Origin of the sequence: Duganella sp. LjRoot269, from assembly GCF_964254095.1 — a bacterium.
GTDB lineage: Bacteria > Pseudomonadota > Gammaproteobacteria > Burkholderiales > Burkholderiaceae_D > Rugamonas > Rugamonas hordei.
The window spans coordinates 4340472-4363474 of sequence record NZ_CAXUSL020000001.1; the positions used below are offsets into that span (position 1 = coordinate 4340472).

Consider the following 23003-nt stretch of genomic DNA (forward strand, 5'->3'; position numbering starts at 1 on the left):
CTCCAAGAGCCGGCGTTGCAAGGACGGTTTAGTCGCCGGAACGGTAGTTCGGCGCTTCCTTGGTGATTTGCACGTCGTGCACATGCGATTCGCGCATGCCGGCCGAGGTGATCTCGACGAACTCGGCTTTGTTGCGCAGTTCGTCGATGGTGGCGCAGCCGCAGTACCCCATCGATTGACGCACGCCGCCAACCAGCTGGAAGATGATCGCCAGCACGCTGCCCTTGTAGGCGACGCGGCCTTCGATCCCTTCAGGCACGAACTTGTCGGCCTTCATGGTGGCGTCCTGGAAGTAGCGGTCGGCCGAACCGTCCGACATCGCGCCCAGCGAGCCCATGCCGCGATACGACTTGTACGAGCGGCCCTGGTACAGGATCACTTCGCCCGGCGCCTCTTCGGTGCCGGCAAACATGGAGCCCATCATCACGGTCGATGCGCCGGCCGCCAGCGCCTTGGAAATGTCGCCCGAGAAGCGGATGCCGCCGTCGGCGATACATGGCACGCCGGTGCCTTCCAGCGCTTCGGCAACGTTGGAGATCGCGGTGATCTGCGGCACGCCGACGCCGGCGACGATACGGGTCGTGCAGATCGAGCCCGGGCCGATGCCGACCTTGACCGCGTCCGCGCCGTATTCAACCAGCGCCTTGGCGGCGGCCGCGGTGGCGATGTTGCCGCCGATGACGTCCACGTGCGGGAACTTGGTCTTGATCCATTTCACGCGGTCCAGGATGCCTTGCGAGTGGCCGTGGGCGGTGTCGACCACCAGCACGTCGACGCCGGCCGCAACCAGCAGCTCGATGCGCTCCTCATCTTTTGCGCCCACGCCGACCGCGGCGCCCACCAGCAGCTTGCCCTGCGAGTCTTTCGACGCCAGCGGGTGCTCGGTGGATTTCTGGATGTCTTTGACGGTGATCAGGCCGCGCAGCTCGAACGCGTCGTTGACGACCAGCACGCGCTCGAGGCGGTGCTTGTTCATCAGGCGCTTGGCTTCGTCGCGATCGGCGCCTTCCGTGCCTTCCTTGACGAACACCAGCTTTTCGCGCGGGGTCATCTTGGCGCGCGCTTCGGCGTCCAGTTCCTGCTCGAAACGCAGGTCGCGGTTGGTGATGATGCCGACCACTTCCTTGCCTTCGACGACAGGGAAGCCGGAAATGCCGTACTGCTCGGTCAGCTTGATGACGTCGCGGATCTTCATCGTCGGCGGGATCGTGATCGGATCACGCAGCACGCCGGCTTCGAAACGCTTGACGCGCGCCACCTCGCGGGCCTGGTCCTTGGGATTCAGGTTCTTGTGGATGATGCCTATGCCGCCCTCTTGCGCCATCGCGATGGCGAGACGGGCTTCGGTGACCGTGTCCATCGCTGCGGACAGCAAGGGAATATTCAGGCTGATGTTGCGGGTCAGACGAGTTTTGAGGGACGTATCGGCAGGCAGAACATTCGAGTACGCGGGGACGAGCAGCACGTCATCAAACGTGAGTGCTTTTTGGAGTAGACGCATAGCATTTCCTATAGGCGCAAAAGCAGATTATACAGAATAAACCGCCCCCTGTCCTAACTCTGCCGAAACTTCTGTTTCGCTAGCTCCAGAAAACTGTCATCTCAATTGTTAAATATTGCAGCGCGGAATATGTGTTGTTTATGCGCTAATTTTTAAATATTGCTATTTTAACGCTGCCATTAGGCAAACTGATCCGGTGCTCATAAGCCGGCCACATGACTTTTTTTTTAGGGGTTCTACGATGAAACTGAAACTGCTCGCACCTGCTGTACTGGCTTTCGCCGCACTATCCGCGAACGCTGCAGACCAAACCTTCAACATCCTCCCCAACGTCACCTTCGACTTCAACGGGCTGGCATTGCCCGGCGACGGGCTGCTGTCGGACGGTTCGGATGTGCTGACCTTCACCGGCCTGTCCGCTGGCGCCTATAACGTCGTGTTGACGTACAGCGCCAACTTCTCGGATATCACGACCGCTTCGCTGAACGGCAATTCGCCGTCGATCCTGTATCACAGCACGCCGATCAGCCTCGGCGCGTTCGATCTGACGTCGACCGCTCCGTTCACGCTGACGCTCTCGGGCACAACCAGCGGTGCGCCGTTGGCGGCATATTCCGGCCACATCACGGTAACGCCTGTGCCTGAGCCGGAAACCTATGGCATGCTGCTGGGTGGTCTGGGTCTGCTGGGTCTGGTGGCGCGTCGCCGCAAGCAGTCCTGATGTCTCTGCCCGCCATCAAATGATGGCGGGTTTCGTTCGCTCCGGTTGACAGTTGCCGTAAATCATGGCGAAATCTGCCCATGCCTTACTGGAGCGTCCTATGAAACATCGCAACTCCCTCGTTCCTGTGCGCGCCATCGTTGGCGCCGTGCTGCTGGCGGCCTCGTCGCTGGCCCTGGCCCAATATATATGGATAGACGACAAGGGCGTCAAACAACTGTCGGACCGCCCGCCACCGGCGTCGGTGCCGGAAAAACGCATCCTGAAGGCGCCCGGCAAGGCGCCGTTCAATCCCAACGCCCCGGCGGAAGCGGAACCGGCCGCCAACACGGCAGAGGCCGAACCGGCCGCCAAGCGCCCGCCCACGCTGGCCGAACGCAACGCCGATTTCAACAAGCGCAAGACCGAGGCTGCCGCCGCCGAGAAAAAAGCCGCCGACGAAGCCCGGCAAAAAGCCGACACCGCCGCCAATTGCGACGCAGCCCGCAAAAACCAGCAGGCGCTGGCGGACGGCATCCGCATATCCAATTACGATAAAAACGGCGAACGCGGCGTCATGAGCGACCAGGAACGTGCGGAAATGGCAACAAAGAACCAGAAAGTGCTGGCCGGCTGCAAATAACCCTTGTCGGCCACGGCGCATGCTGCCGTATGATATCGCTATCAACATCCAACAAGACCCATAATGATCAAGACACAAGCGGGCAAGAGCCGGGCCAGCGGCCGCATCACCCTGGCGATGGTGGCGGAGCGGGCCGGCGTGGCGACGATGACCGCCTCGCGCGCCATCACCCAGCCGGACATGGTGTCGCAGGCGCTGCGCGACCGCGTCGAGCAGGCCGTGACCGAACTGGGCTACGTGCCCAACCGCGCCGCGCGCGCGCTGGCCTCGTCGCAATCAAAGGTGATCGCGGTGCTGGTGCCGTCGCTGTCGAACGCGGTGTTCACCGAAGTGCTGGCCGGCATCCAGGACGCGCTGGACGCCGACGACTATCAAATCCTGATCGGCAACACCCGCTATTCCGACAAGGAAGAGGAAAAGCTGATCGGCACCTATCTGCAGTCGAACCCGGACGGCATGCTGCTCTCCGGCCTGACCCACAGCCCCCGGGTGCAGCAGATCCTGACCAATTCGCGCGTGCCGGTGGTGTCGATGATGGACATGTCCACCGATCCGTCGCAGCTGACCGTGGGCTTCTCGCAGTTCCAGGCCGGCTGGGCGATGACCAACTACCTGATCGACAAGGGCCACAAGCGCATCGGCTTCATCGGCGCGCAGCTCGACGAGCGCACGCTGCGGCGCGCCGAGGGCTACCGCAAGGCGATGCTGGACGCCGGCCTGGCCGACATCAAGCTGGAGGTGATGGTGGGCGAGCCGTCGACCATCGCGCTGGGTGCCGAGCTGGTGGGCCGCATGCTGGCCCAGGCGCCCGATTGCGACGCCATTTTCTGCTGCAACGACGACTTGGCGCACGGCGCCATCTACCAGTGCCAGCGGCGCGGCATCGCGGTGCCGGCGCAACTGGCGATCTGCGGCTTCAACGACCTGCCCGCCTCGGCCTGGATGAACCCGTCGCTGACCACCATCGGCACGCCGCGCTACCGCATCGGCTTCGAGGCGGCCACGCTGCTGCGCGCCGTCATCAAGGGCGAGGATCCGCCCAACAAGCAGATCGACCTGGGTTTCACGCTGATGGCGCGCGAAAGCGCCTAGGCCCGGCGCGACACCCTCGCCTGCTGCACCGCAACATCAAATCTTGTTTACAAATCCAGCCAAAAGTCTACACTTCGGTTAATTCTGTTAGCGCTAACATTGATTGGGCAATATGAGTACACACAGGGGTCAGATACGCTGGGTCGTCATGGGCGTCAGCGGCTGCGGCAAGAGTTCCATCGGACTGCAACTGGCGCACGCGCTGAACGCGCCGTTCATCGAGGGCGACGACTTTCATTCCTACGCCAACGTGGCCAAGATGACGGCCGGCCTGCCGCTGACCGACGCCGACCGCGCCAGCTGGCTGCTGGAACTGCACGCGCAGATCCACGCCGCGCGCGATGGGCACACCGGCCTGGTGCTGTCCTGCTCGTCGCTGAAGCGCAGCTACCGCGACCTGCTGCGCAGCGCCGATCCGCAGTTGCACTTCGCCCATCTGGCCGGCCCGCGCGAACTGATCGCGCAGCGCATGACGGCGCGTCCCGGCCACTACATGCCGCCGTCGCTGCTGGACAGCCAACTGGCTGCGCTGGAACCGCTGCAGGACGACGAAGCCGGCATCGTGCTCGATATCCGCAAGGACCCGCGCGAGCTGGTGCGCGAGATTATAGTTACCGCTAACAAATTCGACGCTCCAGCATCAGGCTGAAGCGCCAACGAGCTCTCCCCGGGGTGTACTATCCATACGCGCCCCGTTCGGGCAGTGAGGGCCCTCCTTCACTGCCTGTTTTTACATCTGTCTGAAAGCGATCGTGAACAAACAACTGACCTGGCGGGAAAAGATCAGCTACGGCATTGCCGATATGGGCTTCAATTTTTATTGGACCAATATCGCCACCTTCCTGCTGATTTTCTACACCGACGTCTTCGGCATCTCGGCCGCCGCCGCCGCATCGATGGTGTTTACGATTAAAATCATCAACGCTTTCACCGACCCGCTGATCGGCGCCGTCGCCGACCGCACCACCACCCGCTTCGGCAAGTTCCGCCCTTACCTGATATGGGTTCCCCTGCCGCTGGCCTGCGCCGCCTTCCTGACCTACACCACGCCCGACCTGTCCGAGGGCGGCAAGATCGTCTGGGCCTACGCCACCTACTTGCTGATGATGGTTTGCTACACCTGCATCAACATCCCGTACAACGCCCTGTCCGGCGTGCTGTCGGCCGATCCGCAGGAGCGCTCCACCGTCAACGGCCTGCGCTTCATCTTCGCCTTTGCCGGCGGCACGCTGGTGACGGCGGCCACGCCGGCGCTGGTGCGCTGGCTGGGCCACGGCGACGACAAACTGGGCTGGCAGCTGACGATGCTGGTGTGGGGCGTGCTGGCCTCCGCGCTGTTCGTGACGACCTTCCTCAACACGCGCGAACGCGTGGCGCCGGCGCCCACGCAGCAGTCCAATGTGTGGCAGGACATCCGCGACCTGTCGCGCAACCGGCCATGGGTGGCGCTGTTCTTCCTGGCGCTGATCATCATGATCACCATCACGCTGCGCACCACCAGCGCCGCCTACTACTTCAAGTACGTGGTCGGCCGGCCGGAGCTGATGCAGGGTTTCGTGCCCGCCTATATGATCTCGGCCGCCGTCGGCGCGTCGCTCACGCCGTTCCTGACGCGCTTCATCGACAAGCGCAAGCTGATGATGATCTTGATGAGCACCACCGCCCTGCTGTCGCTGGCCTTCTTCTTCGTGCAGAAGGACCAGGTCACGCTGATGTTCGCGCTGCAGATCGCCACCGGCCTGGTGCTGGGACCGAAATCGCCGCTGGCGTTCTCGATGTACGCCGACACCGCCGACTACAACGAATGGCGCACCGGCCGCCGCGCCACCGCGATGACCTTCGCCGCCGCCACCTTCTCGCAAAAGCTCGGCACCGCCGTCGCGGTGGCGGTCATCGGCTGGCTGTTCACCAAGCTCGGATACGTGGCCAACGTCGCCCAGACTTCCGGTTCGCAGGCCGGCATCGTCTGGCTGATGTCCTTCATTCCGGCGGCCTTCGCGGTGCTCGCGGTGGCCGTCATGTTCTTCTACAACCTCGACAATACCAAGCTGGTCCAGATCCAGGCGGATCTGGAAGCCCGCAAATCTCAATCTTGAACGGAGAGTTTCAATGTTAGGCCCTACCCACGACGGCGACCGCTACGAACTGACCAACCCCACGGCGATGCCGCGCGCGGCTGGCTTCCTGTGGAACCAGAAGATGATGATACAGGTGACCTGCCGCGGCTACGCCACCGCGCAGTTCATGCAGCCGGAGCCGGCCAAGTACGCGTACGCGCCCAACCTGGAAGCGAAAACCTTCATGCAGCCGGAGCAGAACTACTACGCGCACCATCCGGGCCGCTTCTTCTACATCAAGGACGAGGAAACCGGCGAGCTGCTCTCGGCGCCGTACGAGCCGGTGCGCGCGCCGGTGGACAGCTACAATTTCTCGGTCGGTAAAAGCGACCTGTCGTGGACCATCGAGCACCTGGGCGTGCGGGTCGAGCTGAATCTGAGCCTGCCCGTCAGCGACGTGGTGGAGCTGTGGTCGCTGCGCGTGACCAACCTGTCGGGCCGGGCGCGCAAGCTGAGCGTCTACCCCTACTTCCCGATCGGCTACATGTCGTGGATGAACCAGTCCGGCGAATACCGCGCGGACCTGGGCGGCGTGGTGGCCAGCTGCGTCACGCCGTATCAAAAGGTGGCCGACTACTTCAAGCAGAAGGACTTCAAGGACAAGACCTACTTCCTGTGCGAGGAAGCGCCGCTGGCGTGGGAAGTCCGGCAGATGGCGTTCGAGGGCGAAGGCGGCTTGCATAATCCAGGTTCGCTGCAGGACGAACAACTGGGCAACAGCGACGCCCGCTACGAGACGCCGACCGCCGTGGTGCAGTATCGCCTGGCACTGGCCGCCGACGAGGCGCACGACTACCGCTTCATCTTCGGCCCGGCCTTCGACGACGCCGAGATCCGCGCCGTGCGCGAAAAATACCTGAGCGCCGACGCCTTCGCCGCCGCCCGCGCCGACTACGCCCGCTACATCGCCGGCGGACGCGGATGCCTGCAGATCGAAACGCCGGACAAGGAACTGGACAACTTCGTCAACAACTGGCTGCCGCGCCAGGTGTTCTACCACGGCGACGTCAACCGCCTGAGCACCGATCCGCAGACCCGCAACTACCTGCAGGACAACATGGGCATGAGCTTCATCAAGCCCAGCGTGATGCGCAACGCCTTCCTGCACGCGCTGTCGCAACAGGAAGCCAGCGGCGCCATGCCGGACGGGATCCTGCTGGCCGAAGGCGCGGAGCTCAAGTACATCAACCAGGTGCCGCACACCGACCATTGCGTGTGGCTGCCGGTGGCGCTGAAGGTCTACCTCGACGAAACCAACGACTACGACATCCTCAACGTGGACGTGATCGGCCACGAGAACGGCATCGCCCTCACCGTCTCCGAACGCGTGAGCAGCGCCATGGACTGGCTGCTGCAGTCGCGCGATCAGCGCGGCCTGAGCTACATCGCCCAGGGCGACTGGTGCGATCCGATGAACATGGTCGGCTACAAGGGCCGCGGCGTGTCGGGCTGGCTGACCGTGGCCACCGCCTACGCGCTGAACCTGTGGGCGGATATCTGCGAACAATGCGGCGCCAGCGCATCGCTGGCGGAAAGCGCGAAGCACTTCCGCGCCGGCGCCATCGCCGTCAACCGCGCCGCCAACGAACACCTGTGGGATGGCCAGTGGTACGCGCGCGGCATCACCGACGACAACGTCACCTTCGGCATCGCCAAGGATGTCGAAGGCCGCATCTGGCTCAACCCGCAGGCCTGGGCTATCCTCGGCGGCACGGCCAGCGAGCAGCAGCGCGCATCGATGCTGGTGCAGGTCGAGGAGCAGCTGGCGACGCCGTACGGCGTGGCCATGTTCGCGCCACCGTTCAGCGCCATGCGCGACGACGTCGGCCGCGTCACGCAGAAGCACCCGGGATCGGCGGAGAACGGCGCGGTCTACAACCATGCCGCCGTGTTCTACATCTACAGCCTGTACACCATCGGCGAAAGCGACCGCGCCTACCAGCTGCTGCGCCAGATGATACCCGGCCCGAGCGAGGCCGATTACCTGCAGCGCGGCCAGCTGCCGATATTCATCCCCAATTACTATCGCGGCGCGTATCACGAGTACCCGCGCACCGCCGGCCGCTCCAGCCAGTTGTTCAACACCGGTACCGTGTCGTGGGCCTACCGCTGCTTTATCGAAGGCCTGTGCGGCCTGCGCGGCGACGGCGACGCCCTGCTGGTACGGCCGCAGCTGCCGAAGGAATGGGACGGCATCAAGGTCACGCGCGAGTTCCGCTGCGCGACGTTCAAGGTGTCTATACAACGGGCCGACGTCGATGAAATTCAGGTCTGGCAGGGAGGTAATCGTTTGACTGATGGCCGCGTGACCGGTATCGTTACAGGCGGAGCATATGCGCTGGAAGTTTTGATCCCGCGCTGACCATTACATCTCAAAATTATAAGGACACCGCATCATATGAAGAAGCGTCTCTGGCTGTCACTGGCACTGGTTTATCCACTCATGTTAACCGGCGCGGTGCATGCCGCGGACGATAGCCGTCCATGGCTCAACAGCACGCAGTCCGCCGATACCCGCGCCGATGCGCTGGTCAAGGCGATGACGCTGGATGAAAAAATCCAGACCGTGTTCGGCTACTTCTCCACCGAATTCTCGCCGAAGAAATTCGAGCAGCCGAAGGAAGGCCGTCCCGATTCGGCCGGCTACATTCCAGGCATCGCCCGTCTCGGCCTGCCATCGCAATGGCAGTCGGACGCCGGCGTCGGCGTGGCGACGCAAGCCGTGTCGAAGAAGCCGTACGAGCGCACTTCCCTGCCGTCGGGCCTGGCCACCACGGCCACCTGGAATCCGCAGCGCGCCTTTGAAGGCGGCGCGATGATCGGCGCCGAAGCGCGCAGCACCGGCTTCAACTTCCTGCTGGCCGGCGGTGTCAACCTGATGCGCGAACCGCGCAACGGCCGCAACTTCGAATACGGCGGCGAAGATCCGCTGCTGGCCGGCGTGATGGTCGGCGAACAGATACGCGGCATCCAGTCCAGCCACGTGGTCTCCACCGTCAAGCACTATGCGTTCAACGACCAGGAAACCAACCGCAATCACGTCAACGTCAAGATCGAGGACAAGGCCGGCCGCATGTCCGACCTGCTGGCGCTGCAGTTCGCGATCGAGCGCGGCAAACCGGGCGCCGTCATGTGCTCGTACAACCGCGTCAACGGCGCCTACGCCTGCGAGAACGACTACCTGTTGAACCAGGTGCTGAAGCAGGACTGGGGCTTCCCCGGCTTCGTCATGTCCGACTGGGGCGCGACCCACTCGACGATTCCCGCCGCGATGAACGGCCTGGATCAGCAGTCCGGCCACCCGTTCGACAAGGCGGCCTACTTCAATGAAGGCCTGAAGGAAGCGGTGGTCAACGGCCACGTGCCGATGTCGCGCCTGGACGATATGGTCAAGCGCATCACGCGCAGCATGTTCGCCAACGGCTTGGTGGAGCACCCTGTCGCGGCCCCTGCTTCGCCCAGCGCTGGTATCGATTTCACGGCCCACGGCAAGGTCACCCAGGCCGACGCCGAAGAGGCCATCGTGCTGCTGAAGAACCAGAACAACCTGCTGCCGCTGGGCACGGGCGTACGCACCATCGCCATCATCGGCGGCCATGCGGACGTCGGCGTGCTGTCGGGCGGCGGTTCGGCGCAGGTCTATCCGCTGGGCGGTTCGGCGGTGCCGAACGAAGGACCTAAGCACTTCCCGGGTCCTATCGTGTACCACCGCTCGTCGCCGATGGCGGAAATCGCCGCGCAGACCAAGGCCAAGGTCGTCTACAACGACGGCAAGGATGCCGCCGCAGCAGCCAAGCTGGCGGCGTCCAGCGACGTCGCCATCGTATTCGGCAACCAGTGGCTGGCCGAGAGCTTCGACGCGCCTGACCTGAACCTGCCGGGCGCGCAGGATGCGCTGATCGCCGCCGTGGCGAAGGCCAATCCGAAAACGGTGGTGGTGCTGCAGACCGGCGGCCCGGTCGTCATGCCGTGGCTGAACAATGTCGGCGCGGTGCTGGAGGCCTGGTACCCGGGCACCAGCGGCGGCAAGGCGATCGCCCGCGTCATCAGCGGCGAAGTCAATCCGTCGGGCCACCTGCCTGCCACCTTCCCTGCTTCGGTGGCGCAGTTGCCGCGCCAGGTGATCGACGGCGACGACAAGACCAAGGATGAGAACATCATCGAGAAGGTCACCACCGACTACAACATCGAAGGCGCGGCGGTCGGCTACAAATGGTTCGACCTGAAGGGCCACAAGCCGCTGTTCCCGTTCGGCTACGGCCTGTCGTACACCAGCTTCGTCTATTCGGACCTGAGCGCCAAGGCGGCCAGCGGCGGCGTCGAAGTGAGCTTCAGCGTGAAGAACACCGGCAAGCGCGATGGCAAGGCCGTGGGCCAGGTCTATGTGTCGCCGGTAGGCGGCGGCTGGGAAGCGCCCAAGCGCCTGGGCGGCTGGGACAAGCTGGCGCTGAAGGCCGGCGACAGCGGCAAGGCCAGCGTGCGCATCGATCCGCGCCTGCTGGGCGTCTACGACAGCGCCAGCAAAACCTGGAAGATCGCCGGCGGCGACTACCTGGTGACCCTGGCCGAATCGGCGGGCGCCGCGCCGGCGGCCAGCGTCAAGCTGCACCTGGACGCGCAGACCGTCAACGTCAACGGCCGTTAAGCCGATAATCGGCTACTGCTCGGGCGCGGACAAGGCCGTCAACAACGGCGCCGCGCCCTGGCGGAAGGTGCGCTTGACCAGCGCATCGTCGAAGTATTTTGCGTAGATCATCGGGACGACCTGTTCGCTCACCATCGCTTTCAGCGCCATGGTGAAGCGCGCCCGCACTTCCGGCGTGATGTTCTTCTTCGACAGGTAGACACCGGCAAAGCGCGATGTGGTTTCCGGCATCGGGATCACCAGCGCCCGGTCCTTGAAATACGCCGACTTCAGATATTTGGTGTAGATCGGCGGCGTCGCCAGCGTGCCGGCGGCGCGGCCCATTTCCAGCTTGCCGAACACCGTCTCGAAATCGTTGACCACTTCCAGCCTGCCGGCCGAGGCCAGCAGCGCCAGCTGGGTCTCGACGGCGGCGTCGTAGGTCATGCCGCGCGTGACGTTCAGCCGCCCCGTGCCGCGCGCGACAAAGTCGCTCAGGCTGGTGTAGCGCTGCCCGCCGGGGTCAGTCAGGATCAAATCATATTGCAGGTAGGTGTACGGCAGGTGCTTCGCGTAGGCGTCGCGCTCCGGCGTGCGCAGCGCCGCCATCGTCATGTCGATGCGGCCCGCTTCCAGTTCGACGAACAGGCGCTGGCGCGGGAACCACAGGAATTCGAATTTGCAGCCGGTGCGGCGGGCGAGCTCGTTGACGACGTCGACCGAGATGCCGCCGATGTGCCCATTGCTGTCGCGGAATGCGGTGTAGCCAAGGTCGCTGAGCCCGACCCGGGTCGACGACGGACAGCCCGCCCCCGCCTGGACGGCGGCCGGACTTAGCCACAAACCGGCAATCAAACAGATCCAGTTGCGCCTGTAGCGTCTCATCGTGGGCTCATTGTGTGGGATAACCAGAGTGTAACGTAGCTGTCAGACATGTACCAGCAAGAAACTTCCGAGTGTTGCGGACGCTTGATCAATGCCGCGCCCCGATCCGGGGCGGCAACGTACACTTGTCGACAGCCACGAAGGAGAATGTTATGAGCCTGTCGCCCGCTAAGCAAGCTGAGCTGCAACGTGCGCTGGATGCGGCCGATGCCGACCTGGTCCGACCCGCGCGGCAGGCGGCGCTGCTGCCAGGCACTATGCCGGCCACGGCCGCGCCGCGGCCGGCCGCGCAGATCGCCGATGCCAACCTGAACATCGTGCGCCACCAGGACAGCGGCTGCATCCAGTTCATCTTTCCGGCGCCGGGCGAGCAGCCGGCCCTGCTGGCGCCCGCCGCACAGGGCCGCTGGGAATGGATCGTGCAGGCCGCGTTGCGCGCCAGGGAACAGCTGACGCAATCGATGATCGAGAAGATCGAGGCGGCCAACAAGCCGGAGGCGCTGCTGAGTCTGCGCACCGGCACCCCGCAACCGGCGACGGCGGCCGATCTCGCGGCCTCGCGCGGACGCAAGGTGCTGCTGCTGGTGCACGGCGTGTTCAGTTCGACCGGGGGCGCGTTCGGCGACCTGGCCGCGGACACCACCATGCAGCAACTGCTGGCGCGCTACGACGGCCGGGTCTACGCCTACGATCACTGGACCATCGCCAAGACGCCGCAGCAGAATGCGCTGGACCTGCTGTCCCGTCTGCCGGCCGATGCCGGCTGGAACATCGACATCGTCTGCCACAGCCGTGGCGGACTGGTGGTGCGCTCGCTGTTGTCGAACTCCGATGACGCCGTGCTGGCCGCCATCGCCAACCGGCGCGCGGGGCGTATCGCCAGCGTGGACAAGGTGTTCTTTGTGGCGGCGGCCAATCAGGGCTCGCCGCTGGCCTCGCCGGACGACATCCAGCACTTCCTCAACGTGGCGGCAATGCTGGCCTCGTTCAGCGGCGGCATGGCGCTGGACCTGGTGATAGCGCTGGCGCGGATGGTGGTGTCGCTGGGCTTCGGCCGGCCCAGCGTGGAGGCGCTGGCGAACGGTTCGGCGCTGATCGGCCAGCTGAACCGCGGCGGCACGCTGCTGACCAGCGCCAGCAGCTGGTATGTGCGCGCCGATTTCGACTATGGCCGCTCGGCGCTGGCGCAAACTGGCGCGCTGCTCAACCGCCTGCTGCTGGACGCCGACAACGACGTGGTGGTCCCCTACGGCGGCGTGCCGCTGCCCGGCATGCAGATCGCCGACGGCCACATATTGGATATCGGCACGCCGCAGCACAAGCAATCCGAGATCTGGCATACCGAGCTCTTCAAGAGCGCCGACACGCGCGACTTCCTGCTCAAGCGGCTGGGCTAGCCTTGCTGACCTTGCGCCGGCGTGCGTTTTTGGGATCGGCGATCAGCGGACGGTAGATTTCCACCCGGTCATGCTCGCGCAGCACGGTGTCCAGCGTCTTCTTCTTGGCGTAGATGCCGACCTGCATGATCGACAAGTCCACCTCGGGCGCCTCCTGCAGCACGCCGCTGATGACGATCGCCTGCTCGATGGTGGTGCCGGCCGGCACCCGCAGCGCGCGCAGGAATTGCACCGCGTCGCTGGCGTAGCACACCTCGATATTGAAGGTCTCAGCTGCCATATACCGTTTCCGCCCGCTTGCAGAAGGAATCGACCATGCTGTTGGCGATCATGCCGAACACCGGCCCGACCAGCTTGGCCAGGATGGCGCTGGAAAACTCGTAATGCAGGTCCAGCTCGATCTTGCAGGCATCCTCGCGCAGCGCTTTAAACGTCCACACGCCGTCCAGGCACTTGAAAGGACCGTCCACCAGCTTCATCTTGATCTCGGTCGATGGCGTGTTCTCGTTGGCGGTGGTGAAGCTCTGGCGCACGCCGTGATAGTTGATGCCGACGCTGGCCACCACCGATTTTTCTTTCCGTTCACGGATTTCCACACCACCGCACCATGGCAGAAATTTGGGATAGTCCTCGATGGCGGCGACCAGATCGAACATCTGCTGGGCGCTATAACCGAGGAAAACTGATTTGTGCACTACTGCCATTGTCTAACCATTTGCTATGATGTTGAATTATCCGCATTTCCATGCGTGAAGCAGTAGTTTAACCGATACCATCTCATGACCATAGCCGACAACAAAAAAGCCTTTTTTGACTACTTCATCGAGGACCGCTACGAAGCGGGCATCGTCCTGGAAGGCTGGGAAGTCAAGGCCATCCGCGATGCCCGGGTCCAGATCAAGGAAGCCTACGTCACCATCAAGGGCGACGAGCTGTTCCTGTTCGGCGCCCATATCAGCGCGCTGCCGACCGCCTCCACCCATATCCACCCGGAAGCCATCCGCACCCGCAAGCTGCTGCTGCACCGCGCGGAGATGGACAAGCTGATCGGCAAGGTCGAGCGTTCCGGCTACACGCTGGTGCCGCTGAACCTGCATTACAAGGGCGGCCGCATCAAATGTGAAATCGGCCTGGCCAAGGGCAAGAAGATGCACGACAAGCGTGCCACAGAGAAAGATCGCGACGGCAAGCGCGAGGTGGCGGCCGCCATGAAGACCCACAGCCGCTGATCCGCCTTGCGCCAGTGTTGCGCGTCCTGTACAAAACCCGGTCCCGCGCCGGGTTTTTTATTGCCTGACGAGTTTCTAATTAGAAACACCCATGCTAAACTGGGAGCAGAATGATTTTACATTCGCGGGTGGTGTTCGCCTGCGAACCAGACAGTGTACTTTTGACGACGAGGCAATAATGGCGCTGAAAACTGCAATGGCCCTGGGAGCCGCGGCCGCTCTGCTACTGGCGGGATGCGCATCGCGCTACACGCCGACCCCGCTGGCCGCGAACTTCCCGACCACCAAGCAGGCCAAGCTGCAAGCGGCTTACCATTGGGGCGTCATTTCCGACAGCATCGAGAAGCGCGTGGTGGCCGAGCTCAAGAAGAGCCCGCCCCGTCCGGTCTTCATCAACGAACCCAGGGATCCGTCCGCCTTCCAGCGCGCGCTGTCGACCCAGCTGACCACCTCGCTGGTCAATGATGGCTACGTGGTCACGCGCTCCCCGGCCGGCTCGCTCAAGATCGACATGGACGTGCAGGCCGTCACCTTTACCGCCAACCGTCCGCAATACCGCTATCACGGCGAGCGCGCGGTGCTGGGCACCGGCGTCTGGCTGCTGAGCGAGATCGAAGCGCCGGTCGTGCTGAACCTGGCCGTGGCCGCCGGCGCCTGGGACTCCTACGACTGGTTCAACGCCCAGTTCGCCCCCGGCGCGACGCCCAAGACCGAAATCATCGTCACCGTGTCGGTGTCCGACCAGTTCCGCTACGTGGCGCGCAATACCTCGGCGTACTACGTGGCCGACAGCGACCGCATCCTCTACGGCATCGTCGATCCGGAGCCGGAGGAACCCAAGCTGACCCGGCTCTTCAAAGTCCGTGGAGACATGTAAATGACCCTGATGTTACGCGCGTCCCTGCTGGCCCTGCCGCTGCTGCTGGCGGCCTGCTCCTCCACCCCGACCAAGGATGAAGGCAATTATTCGACCATCTCGTCCAACCAGTTCATCGACGCCAACTACAAGGCCGCCGATTCGCTGATGCACCAGTTGAGCGGCAAGCTGCTGGCCGACAAGCCGTTGATCATGGCCACCATCGTCAACATCGACGCGCTGGAGCAGACCACGACGCTGGGACGGCTGGTGTCGGAGCAATTGTCGACGCGGCTGGCGCAAGGCGGCCTGAGCATGCTGGAAATGAAGCTGCGCAACAGTGTCTACCTGAAGCGCAACCAGGGCGAGCTGATGCTGACGCGCGAGATCGGCGAAGTGGCGACCGCCCACAACGCCCAGGCCATCGTGGTCGGCTCGTATGCGGAGACCAGCGACATGGTGTTCATCAACATCAAGGTGATCCAGCCCAACACCAACTTCGTGCTGGCCGGACAGGACTACGTGCTGGCCAAGGAAGCCATCGTCCGCTCGATGCTGCAGCGGAACTAGCGATCTATACCAGGCGCGGCAGCACATCCACCGCCGACGCCTCCACTTTCAGTCCGATCAGGTCGTCCGCCCGGGTCTTGCCCAGGTTGATGGCCGCGATCGGCTTGCCCGCCTCGGCCGCCAGCTTGCAGAAGCGGTAGCCGGAAAACACCATCAGCGACGAGCCCACCACCAGCAGCGCGTCCGCCTGCTCCATCATGCCCAGGGCGTCGGCCGTGCGCTGGGCTGGAATGTTGTCGCCGAAGAAAATCACGTCCGGCTGCAGCGTGCCGCCGCAGGCGTCGCAGCTGGGCATGTGAAAGTGCTGCAAGGCGTCCAGCTCGACCTCGGCGTCGCCGTCGGGACGGGATTCGGGCACCACGCTGTCCACGCCCGCCGCCGCGCTGGCGGCCAGCTCCGGATTGGCCTGGATCAGCCATTCCTGGATGGCGGCGCGCGGGTGCAGCGTGCGGCAGTCCAGGCAGATGGCGCCGTGGATGTTGCCGTGCAGTTCAATCAGCTTGCGGCTGCCGGCGCGCTGGTGCAGGCCGTCGACGTTCTGCGTGATCAGTCCGTCGATGCGGCCGGCCGCCTCCAGCGCGGCCAGCGCCTGGTGGCCGACGTTCGGCGCCGCCTGCGCCAGCGTCGGCCAGCCGGCCATGCTGCGCGCCCAGTAGCGCCGCCGCACGGCCTCGTCGCGGCGGAAATCCGGGCCCTGGATCGGCGTGCGGCCGCGGCGGACGCCGTCCTTGTCGCGGTAATCGGGTATGCCGGAGGCGGTGCTCAGGCCGGCGCCGGTGAGCACCAGCACGCGGCGGTGCCGTTGCAAAAAGCTGCCAAGATGGTCGAGTTGCTGATTCAGGTTCATGTGCGCCATGTTAGCCGAGAATCGCGGTGGTAGCATGGAGGCATAAAATTTCCAGGTCCGTAGAACCGTTTTCGTTCGGCAAGGTATTAACGGTGGTAATGGAGGATGTCGGATGCAGCACGGACAGCACGAGAAGGATGAAGTCGCACTGTTGGCCAGGGTCTCGGCCGGGGACCGGCTCGCCTTCGAAGCATTGTACCGCTCATATTTTTCCCGCTTGTCGCGGTTTATCGGCCGCATGACGCGCAACGCCGCGCTGATCGAGGAAGTGGTGAACGATACAATGTTGGTGGTCTGGCAAAAAGCGGCCAGCTTCGACGGCAGCTGCAAGGTATCGACGTGGATCTTTGCGATCGCATACCGCAAGACCTTGAAGGGATTGAAGGCCGGCGACGATCCGGTCGAGTCGGACGCTTCGCTGTACGAGGACGACAGCGGCAACCAGCCGGAACAGGCCATTGGACGCCACCAGTTGCGCCAGACCGTGGCCGACGCGCTGGACCAGTTGCCGGCGGCCCAGCGGGCGGTGATGGTGCTGACTTATTATCATGACATGGCCTACAGCGAGATCGCCGAAGTGGTCGAGTGTCCGCTGAATACGGTCAAGACCCGCATGTTTCATGCGCGGCACAGATTGAAAGACTTGTTGTGGAACGAAAGAGAGAGCACGCGATGAACGGGCGCATATTCAGGATGGATATCCCGGCGCACCAGGCGGTGCAGGAATTGCTGCCATGGTATGCGGCGTCGCAACTGGCGCCGGAAGAGACGCAGCGGGTGCAGCAGCACTTGCAAACCTGCGCCGAGTGCCGGCAGGAGCTGGAATGGGAACGCGAGATGCGGGCGCAGGCTGCCGTGGCGGCGGCGTCCGGCGCGCTGCCTGACGGCGTCGACATGGAACGGGCATTGGCCCGGCTGATGCCCGCGCTGGGACCGCAGGAGCACGCCACGACCGGCGACGGCGGCGTGCTGGCCTCTGCGCCCGCCCAACCACCGGCCGCCGCGCCTGGCGCCGTTGCTGCTCGCCAGCCCTGGTGGCGGACTGCGGCGGCCAACCAGCCATCCTGGCTGCGCTGGACCGTGGCGGCGCAATGGGTGGCGATCGTCGGCCTGCTGGTGTTCCTGGTACGGCCTGACGACGAGGCGCCGGCCTACCGTGTGCTCGGCTCGTCCGTCAGCAACGGCGGCAATATGGTGGTGGTGTTCCAGCCCGGCGCCACCGAGCGCGACCTGCGCCGCATCTTGCAGACACAGGGCGCGCGCGTAGTCGACGGCCCGACCGTCACCGACGCCTATCTGCTGCACGTGCCCACCGCCAGCCGCGACCGCGCGCTGCAGGCCTTGCGCGCCGAGCCGGCCGTCAAGCTGGCCGAGCCGCTGGATTCGGGTAGCCCGCCGTGAACGCCCTGATACGTCTGTGCATGTTGCTGGCCTGCCTGGCGGGTCTCGCATCGGCGCCGATGGCCGCCGCGCAAACGGCCGCGCCGCCGGATGGCGACGAGATCGTGCAGCCGCAGGCCGTCACCACCGGCGAGGCCCCCGGCGCGCATCAGCTGCTGGTCATGCTGCGGCTGCCGGCGACCCACTTCCGTCCGGACGCCAGCTACGGCGGCCGCTACATCGACGACGGCGGACGCAACGCGCGCCGCCGCCGCGCCGAGGCGCTGGCCACGCTGCACGGCCTGACCCTGGTCGACGATTGGCCGATGCCGGTGCTCGGCCTTGATTGCTACGTCATGCGCTACCCGGACAACGAGTCCGCCGAGCGCATCATTGCCGTGCTGGCGCGCGATCCGCAGGTCGAATGGGCGCAGCCGGTCGCCAGCTTCAACGGCATGGCCGCCGCCGCCGGCACGGCTCCTACTGACAGCGGCGACGCCCTGTATCCGGTGCAGCCCGCCGGACGCTACTGGCATGTGGCCGAGCTGCATCGCTACACCACCGGGCGCGACGTCAAGGTCGCCGTGGTCGACAGCGGCATCGACGCCAGCCATCCCGACCTGCAGGGCCAGTTGGCCGTCAACGCCAACTTTGTCGACACCGCCGCCATCCCGGCCGAGAACCACGGCACGGCCGTGGCCGGCATCATCGCCGCGCGCGCCGGCAACGGCGGCATACTCGGCGTTGCGCCGCAGGCCAAGCTGATGGGCCTGCGCGCCTGCTGGCAGCAGCCCGACCTGGCCACGCGCTGCAACAGCTTCACGCTCAGCAAGGCGATCAACTACGCCATCCTCAACGGCGCCAAGGTCATCAACCTCAGCCTGTCCGGCCCGCCCGACCGCCTGCTCGACAAGCTGCTCGACGTCGCGCTCGAACGCGGCATCGGCGTGGTCGGCGCGATCGATGCCAAGGCCGGCGGACCGGCCTTCCCCGCCAGCCACCGCGGCGTGCTGGCGGTGGCCTCGCAGGCGGCTGTGGGCAGGACGCCGCCAACGGCCGCCGCCGCCAGCGATCCGCCGCTGCTGGCGCCCGGCACCGACGTTCCGACCACGGCGCCCGGCGGGCGCTGGTCCTTCGTCAGCGGCAGTTCGTATGCGGCGGCCCATGTCAGCGGCATGCTGGCGCTGATGGACCAGCTGCAACCGGCATCGACACCGGTGCAGCTGCGTCATCTGCTGCAGCCCGGCGAAACGCCGAACACTGTTAATATTGATGCATGCGCTACCATCTCCCGCTTACTCCGCAATTGCGGCTGCTCATGCACCGCCGCCGGCCTCGCTCAACGCGGCCTCAATCCGTGACCTTACGCCGCTGCGCGCTGGCCCTTTTATGCATACTGCCGTGGCACCAGGCCACCGGCCAAACCGATTTCAGCGGCAGCGCCGCGCTGCAATCGGATTACCGCTATCGTGGCCAGTCGCTCGGTGACGGCCGCCCGGTGCCGCAGCTGACGCTGAACCTCGACGACGCGTCCGGCTGGTATGGCGGCCTGTTCGCCAGCGGTTCGTCGATCGGCGACCGGAACGGCCTCAAGCTGCAAGGCTATGCCGGCTATGCGCTGCGCCTGGCCTCGGGCTGGAGCGTGGAGGCCGGCTGCAGCCGGTCCGCCTACACCCAGCTGCACTCCACCGATTTCAATGAATGCTATATCGGCGCATCCGGCGAGCGGCTGACCACGCGGCTGTATTATTCGCCGCGTTACTTCGGCTATGCGGCGCGCACGCTGTATGGCGAAGTCAACTTGTTCTATCCGGTCCACCCCAGCGTCAACCTGATCGCGCATGCGGGACTGATGCACACGCTGCACGGCATGGCCTGGCCCGGCATCCCCGCCAATTCACGCTACGACCTCAAGCTGGGCGCCAGCGTCCCGATCGGCAATTGGACCCTGCAGCTGGCGCGCGAGCAGACCCAGGACGACGGCGTGCGCTATATACATTACCCGCCGTCATCGAACCGGGCCTGGACGATGAGCGCGACTTATTCTTTCTAAAAATATATTCAAGCGACGACGAAACCTGCGAGCGAGGGGCTGGAATCCACAGTCCACCAACCCGAGCTCTCGAAAGGAATCGCCATGCGCACTTCGACTTTCCCCCTGCTGGCCGCCCTGATCCTCACCGCCTGCGGCGGCGGGGGCTACGACAACCCGTCGATGGCGGCGCCGCCGGTGGTGATGCCGCCGGCCACCGCCACCCACTTCGCCGTGGCCAACCTGGTCACCGACACCGCGACCGGTGCCGCCCACACCGATGCCAAGCTGGTCAATCCATGGGGCATCGCCTTCAATCCGGCCGGCTTTGTCTGGGTCGCCAACAACGGCAGTGACAGCTCGACGCTGTATGACGGCAACGGCGTGCCGCAGACGCTGGTGGTCGCCACGCCGGCGGCGCCGACCGGCATCGTCTACAACGGCAGCGGCGACTTCCGCGCCAGCCCGTTCATCTTCAGCCATGAGAGCGGCGCCATCTCCGCCTGGTCGCCGGCCGTCGACCGCAACAACGCCGTCAAGGTGTACGACGGCGCCGCCGCGCAGGCGGTGTACAAGGGCCTGGCGATCGCCACCTGGAACAACGCCAACTACCTGTACGCGGCCGACTTCCACAACAAGCGCGTCGACGTCTTCGACGCCGGCTTCAACAAGGTGGCGCTGCCGGGCAGCTTCAGCGACAGCTCGCTGCCGGCGGGCTATGCGCCGTTCGGCATCCAGGCCATCGGCGACCGCATCTATGTCGCCTACGCCCAGCGCGAAACCAGCGGCGACGACGAGCAGGCCGGCGCCGGCCTGGGCGCCATCGACGTGTTCGACACGGCCGGTAACCTGCTCAAGCAACTGGTGCGCGGCGGCACCCTGAACGCGCCTTGGGGCATGGCGATGGCGCCGTCCAATTTCGGCAGCTACAGCGGAAAATTGTTGGTCGGGAATTTCGGCGACGGCAAGATCAACGCCTATGATCCGGTCACCGGCGCCAGCGCCGGCACGCTGGCCAGGGGCGACGGCAGCGCCATCGTCATCGACGGCTTGTGGGGCATCGCCTTCGGTCCCGGCATCAACAGCCAGCCGACCAACACGCTGTTCTTCAGCGCCGGCCCAGGCGACGAACAACACGGCGCCTACGGCCGCATCGATATGCTGTGACTTATGCGGTGAGGCGGGAACGCAAGTCTTCGACCGAGGCCAGCCATTCCTGATAGTGCTCGCTCTCCTCCCACAGCTCGCGCAGCTCCGAGCGCTCCGACAGGATGCGCTCGATGGCGCGGCCCGCCTTTTCCGCCAGGTCGGTGCGCAACCTGGCCTTGGGCTTGCGCGCGTCCACCCAGTCGTCGACGGCGGCGCTGTCCTCGGTGCGCGCGCCGCCCTTGCCCTGCAGCCGCGCCAGCACTTCGATCGCCACCAGCGCCTCGACGGCGAACGGCATTTCCAGTTCATCGCCGTTGTCCTCCAGCGCCACGTCCAGCGTGTTCTCGACCGCGTCGAGATTGCTGGTTTCCTTCAAGTCCTCCGCCCAGTCCTGCGCGTAGTCGTTGCCGAAGGCGTCCACTGCCCATGTTCCCATCGTTGCTCCTTATGCCTTGGCCGGCTTGACCAGCGGCGCATCCTTCTGTGATTTGACGACCTGCATGGCGGTGGCGATCAAGCCGCTCATCTCGCCCAGGTTGGCCGGGATGATAATCGAATTATTGGTCTTGGCCAGCTGCGAGAACGCGCCCACATACTGCTCGGCCACCTTCAGGTTGACGGCGTCCTCGCCGCCCGGCTCGCGGATCGCCGCGCCGACCTGGCGCAGCGCCGACGCATTCGCTTCGGCCAGCGCGATGATGGCGGCGGCCTGGCCCTGGGCGCGGTTGATGGCGGCCTGCTTGTCGCCTTCCGAGCGTGCGATCTGCGCTTCGCGCTCGCCGCTGGCGATGTTGATCTGCTCCTGCTTGCGGCCTTCCGAGGCGGCGATCAGCGCGCGCTTTTCACGCTCGGCGGTGATCTGGGCCTGCATCGCGTGCAGGATTTCCTTCGGCGGCGTCAAATCCTTGATCTCGTAGCGCAGCACCTTGACGCCCCAGTTGGCGGCCGATTCATCGATGGCGTTGACGATGGCGGTGTTGATATGCTCGCGCTCCTCGAAAGTCTTGTCCAGCTCCATGCGGCCGATCACCGAGCGCAAGGTGGTCTGCGCCAGCTGCGTGATGGCGGCGATGTAGTTCGACGAACCGTACGAGGCGCGCATGGCGTCGGTGATCTGGAAGTACAGGATGCCGTCGACCTGCAGCTGGGTGTTGTCGCGCGTGATGCAGACCTGCGGCGGCACGTCGAGCGGGATCTCCTTCAGCACGTGCTTGTAGGCGATGCGGTCGACGAAGGGGATGACGATGTTCAGGCCGGGGCCCAGCGTGGCGTGGTACTTGCCGAGCCGCTCGACCACCCAGGCGTGCTGCTGCGGCACCACGTTGATGGTCTTGAACACGAACACCAGGGCCAGTATGAACAGGATGAAGGTGACGTTGCCGATGCTGATATCCATTGAATTCTCCGTAGGTTGATCTCAGGCCGCCACGATCAGGCGGCTGCCGCGTACTTCGCGTATCGTGTACTGGCCGGGCGCCGGCGTAGTCCCCGGCTCCAGTTCCACATCCCACAGCGCGCCGCGGTACATCACGCGCGCCGCGCCGTCCTGCCAGGCCGGCACGTGGACGGTCTGGCCGATGTCGAGGTTGACGTTCGGATCGCGCTCGGCCCGCACCCGGTCTTCCTGCTTGCCGAAGCGGCTGCGCCGCAGCAGCACGGTGGCGGCCACGCCGACCACGGCGGCAAGCACCGTCTGCGCCTCCATGCCGAAGCCCAGCAGCGCGGCCAGCACGCCCGAGCTCATGCCGATGGCGATCATCAGCAGGTAGAAGGTGCCGGTGAACAGTTCCAAAATGACCGTCGCGCCGGCGGCAAAGGCCCAGTAACTCCAGTCAGCCATAGTGCTCTCCTTTCAGGTTTCAAAATGCAAAAACCCCCGCTTCCCGGTGCGGGCTGCGAGGGTTTTTACTGCGGGGCAGTTGGTATTGATAGTGTTATTTGCTACTAAATTCGATAACTCCAGTCTAAACCAAATCCGTCC

23 protein-coding genes and 1 pseudogene are annotated in these 23003 nt (G+C 64.8%); 16 read left to right on the forward strand and 8 right to left on the reverse strand.

Annotated elements, in window-relative coordinates; genetic code table 11:
* Nucleotides 1–28 precede the first annotated feature (28 nt).
* A complete protein-coding gene (guaB, locus tag ACSQ3S_RS19410) occupies nucleotides 29–1501 on the reverse strand; it encodes an IMP dehydrogenase (protein ID WP_436143474.1) in 1473 nt (490 codons plus the stop codon).
* A gap of 376 nt (nucleotides 1502–1877) precedes the next feature.
* Between guaB and ACSQ3S_RS19415 the strand changes: the two are divergent.
* The 7 genes and pseudogenes from ACSQ3S_RS19415 to ACSQ3S_RS19445 form a co-directional block, all read left to right on the forward strand.
* Nucleotides 1878–2222, forward strand: a pseudogene (locus ACSQ3S_RS19415) (FxDxF family PEP-CTERM protein); the annotation flags it as partial.
* Nucleotides 2223–2322: 100 nt separating this feature from the next.
* The gene (locus ACSQ3S_RS19420; protein WP_436143475.1) at nucleotides 2323–2844 is read left to right on the forward strand and encodes a DUF4124 domain-containing protein; all 522 of its coding nucleotides are present in this window, start codon (nucleotides 2323–2325) and stop codon (nucleotides 2842–2844) included.
* Between the two features lie 63 nt (nucleotides 2845–2907).
* A complete protein-coding gene (locus ACSQ3S_RS19425; protein WP_176651067.1) occupies nucleotides 2908–3936 on the forward strand; it encodes a LacI family DNA-binding transcriptional regulator in 1029 nt (342 codons plus the stop codon).
* 112 nt (nucleotides 3937–4048) lie between these two features.
* Nucleotides 4049–4585 (forward strand): gluconokinase, encoded by a 537-nt coding sequence (locus tag ACSQ3S_RS19430; RefSeq protein WP_353404562.1) that lies wholly within the window; start codon nucleotides 4049–4051, stop codon nucleotides 4583–4585.
* Between the two features lie 103 nt (nucleotides 4586–4688).
* The gene (locus tag ACSQ3S_RS19435; RefSeq protein WP_436143476.1) at nucleotides 4689–6032 is read left to right on the forward strand and encodes an MFS transporter; all 1344 of its coding nucleotides are present in this window, start codon (nucleotides 4689–4691) and stop codon (nucleotides 6030–6032) included.
* A gap of 13 nt (nucleotides 6033–6045) precedes the next feature.
* On the forward strand, nucleotides 6046–8415 hold the full coding sequence (locus ACSQ3S_RS19440) for a GH36-type glycosyl hydrolase domain-containing protein (protein WP_436143477.1): 2370 nt from the start codon (nucleotides 6046–6048) through the stop codon (nucleotides 8413–8415).
* 36 nt (nucleotides 8416–8451) lie between these two features.
* Nucleotides 8452–10698, forward strand: coding sequence for a glycoside hydrolase family 3 C-terminal domain-containing protein (locus ACSQ3S_RS19445; protein ID WP_436143478.1), 2247 nt, complete (start codon nucleotides 8452–8454; stop codon nucleotides 10696–10698).
* Between the two features lie 12 nt (nucleotides 10699–10710).
* Here the strand turns inward: ACSQ3S_RS19445 and ACSQ3S_RS19450 are convergent, their stop codons facing one another.
* Entirely contained in the window at nucleotides 10711–11562 is an 852-nt protein-coding gene (locus tag ACSQ3S_RS19450; RefSeq protein ID WP_436143479.1) for a substrate-binding periplasmic protein, read from the reverse strand.
* A gap of 152 nt (nucleotides 11563–11714) precedes the next feature.
* Here ACSQ3S_RS19450 and ACSQ3S_RS19455 point away from each other — a divergent pair, with 152 nt between their 5' ends.
* The gene (locus ACSQ3S_RS19455; protein WP_436143480.1) at nucleotides 11715–12959 is read left to right on the forward strand and encodes an esterase/lipase family protein; all 1245 of its coding nucleotides are present in this window, start codon (nucleotides 11715–11717) and stop codon (nucleotides 12957–12959) included.
* On the opposite strand, the gene ACSQ3S_RS19460 is transcribed toward ACSQ3S_RS19455, so the two are convergent.
* Together ACSQ3S_RS19460 and ACSQ3S_RS19465 are read right to left on the reverse strand one after the other, a co-directional pair.
* Entirely contained in the window at nucleotides 12943–13239 is a 297-nt protein-coding gene (locus ACSQ3S_RS19460; RefSeq protein WP_176651073.1) for an RnfH family protein, read from the reverse strand. The genes ACSQ3S_RS19455 and ACSQ3S_RS19460 overlap by 17 nt on opposite strands.
* Entirely contained in the window at nucleotides 13229–13663 is a 435-nt protein-coding gene (locus tag ACSQ3S_RS19465) for a type II toxin-antitoxin system RatA family toxin (RefSeq protein WP_353404555.1), read from the reverse strand. The genes ACSQ3S_RS19460 and ACSQ3S_RS19465 overlap by 11 nt, the downstream gene beginning before the upstream one ends.
* 75 nt (nucleotides 13664–13738) lie before the next feature.
* Between ACSQ3S_RS19465 and smpB the strand changes: the two genes are divergently transcribed.
* From smpB to ACSQ3S_RS19480, 3 genes are all read left to right on the forward strand, one after another.
* A complete protein-coding gene (smpB, locus tag ACSQ3S_RS19470) occupies nucleotides 13739–14188 on the forward strand; it encodes an SsrA-binding protein SmpB (RefSeq protein ID WP_176651075.1) in 450 nt (149 codons plus the stop codon).
* A gap of 196 nt (nucleotides 14189–14384) precedes the next feature.
* A complete protein-coding gene (locus tag ACSQ3S_RS19475) occupies nucleotides 14385–15065 on the forward strand; it encodes a hypothetical protein (RefSeq protein WP_353404553.1) in 681 nt (226 codons plus the stop codon).
* On the forward strand, nucleotides 15066–15614 hold the full coding sequence (locus ACSQ3S_RS19480) for a FlgO family outer membrane protein (RefSeq protein ID WP_176651077.1): 549 nt from the start codon (nucleotides 15066–15068) through the stop codon (nucleotides 15612–15614).
* A gap of 4 nt (nucleotides 15615–15618) precedes the next feature.
* Here the strand turns inward: ACSQ3S_RS19480 and ACSQ3S_RS19485 are convergent, their stop codons facing one another.
* Complete coding sequence (locus ACSQ3S_RS19485; RefSeq protein WP_436145053.1) at nucleotides 15619–16470, reverse strand: NAD-dependent protein deacetylase; 852 nt, start codon at nucleotides 16468–16470, stop codon at nucleotides 15619–15621.
* 103 nt (nucleotides 16471–16573) lie between these two features.
* Between ACSQ3S_RS19485 and ACSQ3S_RS19490 the strand changes: the two genes are divergently transcribed.
* The 5 genes from ACSQ3S_RS19490 (at nucleotide 16574) to ACSQ3S_RS19510 (ending at nucleotide 21040) form a co-directional block, all read left to right on the forward strand.
* On the forward strand, nucleotides 16574–17137 hold the full coding sequence (locus ACSQ3S_RS19490) for an RNA polymerase sigma factor (protein WP_436143481.1): 564 nt from the start codon (nucleotides 16574–16576) through the stop codon (nucleotides 17135–17137).
* Complete coding sequence (locus ACSQ3S_RS19495) at nucleotides 17134–17862, forward strand: zf-HC2 domain-containing protein (protein WP_436143482.1); 729 nt, start codon at nucleotides 17134–17136, stop codon at nucleotides 17860–17862. The genes ACSQ3S_RS19490 and ACSQ3S_RS19495 overlap by 4 nt, the downstream gene beginning before the upstream one ends.
* On the forward strand, nucleotides 17859–19202 hold the full coding sequence (locus ACSQ3S_RS19500; RefSeq protein WP_436143483.1) for a S8 family peptidase: 1344 nt from the start codon (nucleotides 17859–17861) through the stop codon (nucleotides 19200–19202). The genes ACSQ3S_RS19495 and ACSQ3S_RS19500 overlap by 4 nt, the downstream gene beginning before the upstream one ends.
* A complete protein-coding gene (locus ACSQ3S_RS19505; protein ID WP_436143484.1) occupies nucleotides 19199–19894 on the forward strand; it encodes a TorF family putative porin in 696 nt (231 codons plus the stop codon). Before ACSQ3S_RS19500 ends, ACSQ3S_RS19505 begins: the two co-directional genes overlap by 4 nt.
* Before the next feature lie 84 nt (nucleotides 19895–19978).
* Nucleotides 19979–21040: a TIGR03118 family protein gene (locus ACSQ3S_RS19510; protein ID WP_436143485.1), complete on the forward strand. Its 1062-nt coding sequence runs from the start codon at nucleotides 19979–19981 to the stop codon at nucleotides 21038–21040.
* A 1-nt stretch (nucleotide 21041) separates the two neighbouring features.
* On the opposite strand, the gene ACSQ3S_RS19515 is transcribed toward ACSQ3S_RS19510, so the two are convergent.
* The 3 genes from ACSQ3S_RS19515 to ACSQ3S_RS19525 are packed head-to-tail and all read right to left on the reverse strand — an operon-like array spanning nucleotide 21042 to nucleotide 22862.
* A complete protein-coding gene (locus tag ACSQ3S_RS19515; RefSeq protein WP_353404543.1) occupies nucleotides 21042–21458 on the reverse strand; it encodes a DUF4259 domain-containing protein in 417 nt (138 codons plus the stop codon).
* A gap of 9 nt (nucleotides 21459–21467) precedes the next feature.
* Complete coding sequence (locus ACSQ3S_RS19520) at nucleotides 21468–22418, reverse strand: SPFH domain-containing protein (protein ID WP_413449223.1); 951 nt, start codon at nucleotides 22416–22418, stop codon at nucleotides 21468–21470.
* Between the two features lie 21 nt (nucleotides 22419–22439).
* The gene (locus ACSQ3S_RS19525) at nucleotides 22440–22862 is read right to left on the reverse strand and encodes an NfeD family protein (RefSeq protein ID WP_176651084.1); all 423 of its coding nucleotides are present in this window, start codon (nucleotides 22860–22862) and stop codon (nucleotides 22440–22442) included.
* Between the last annotated feature and the right edge of the window lie 141 nt (nucleotides 22863–23003).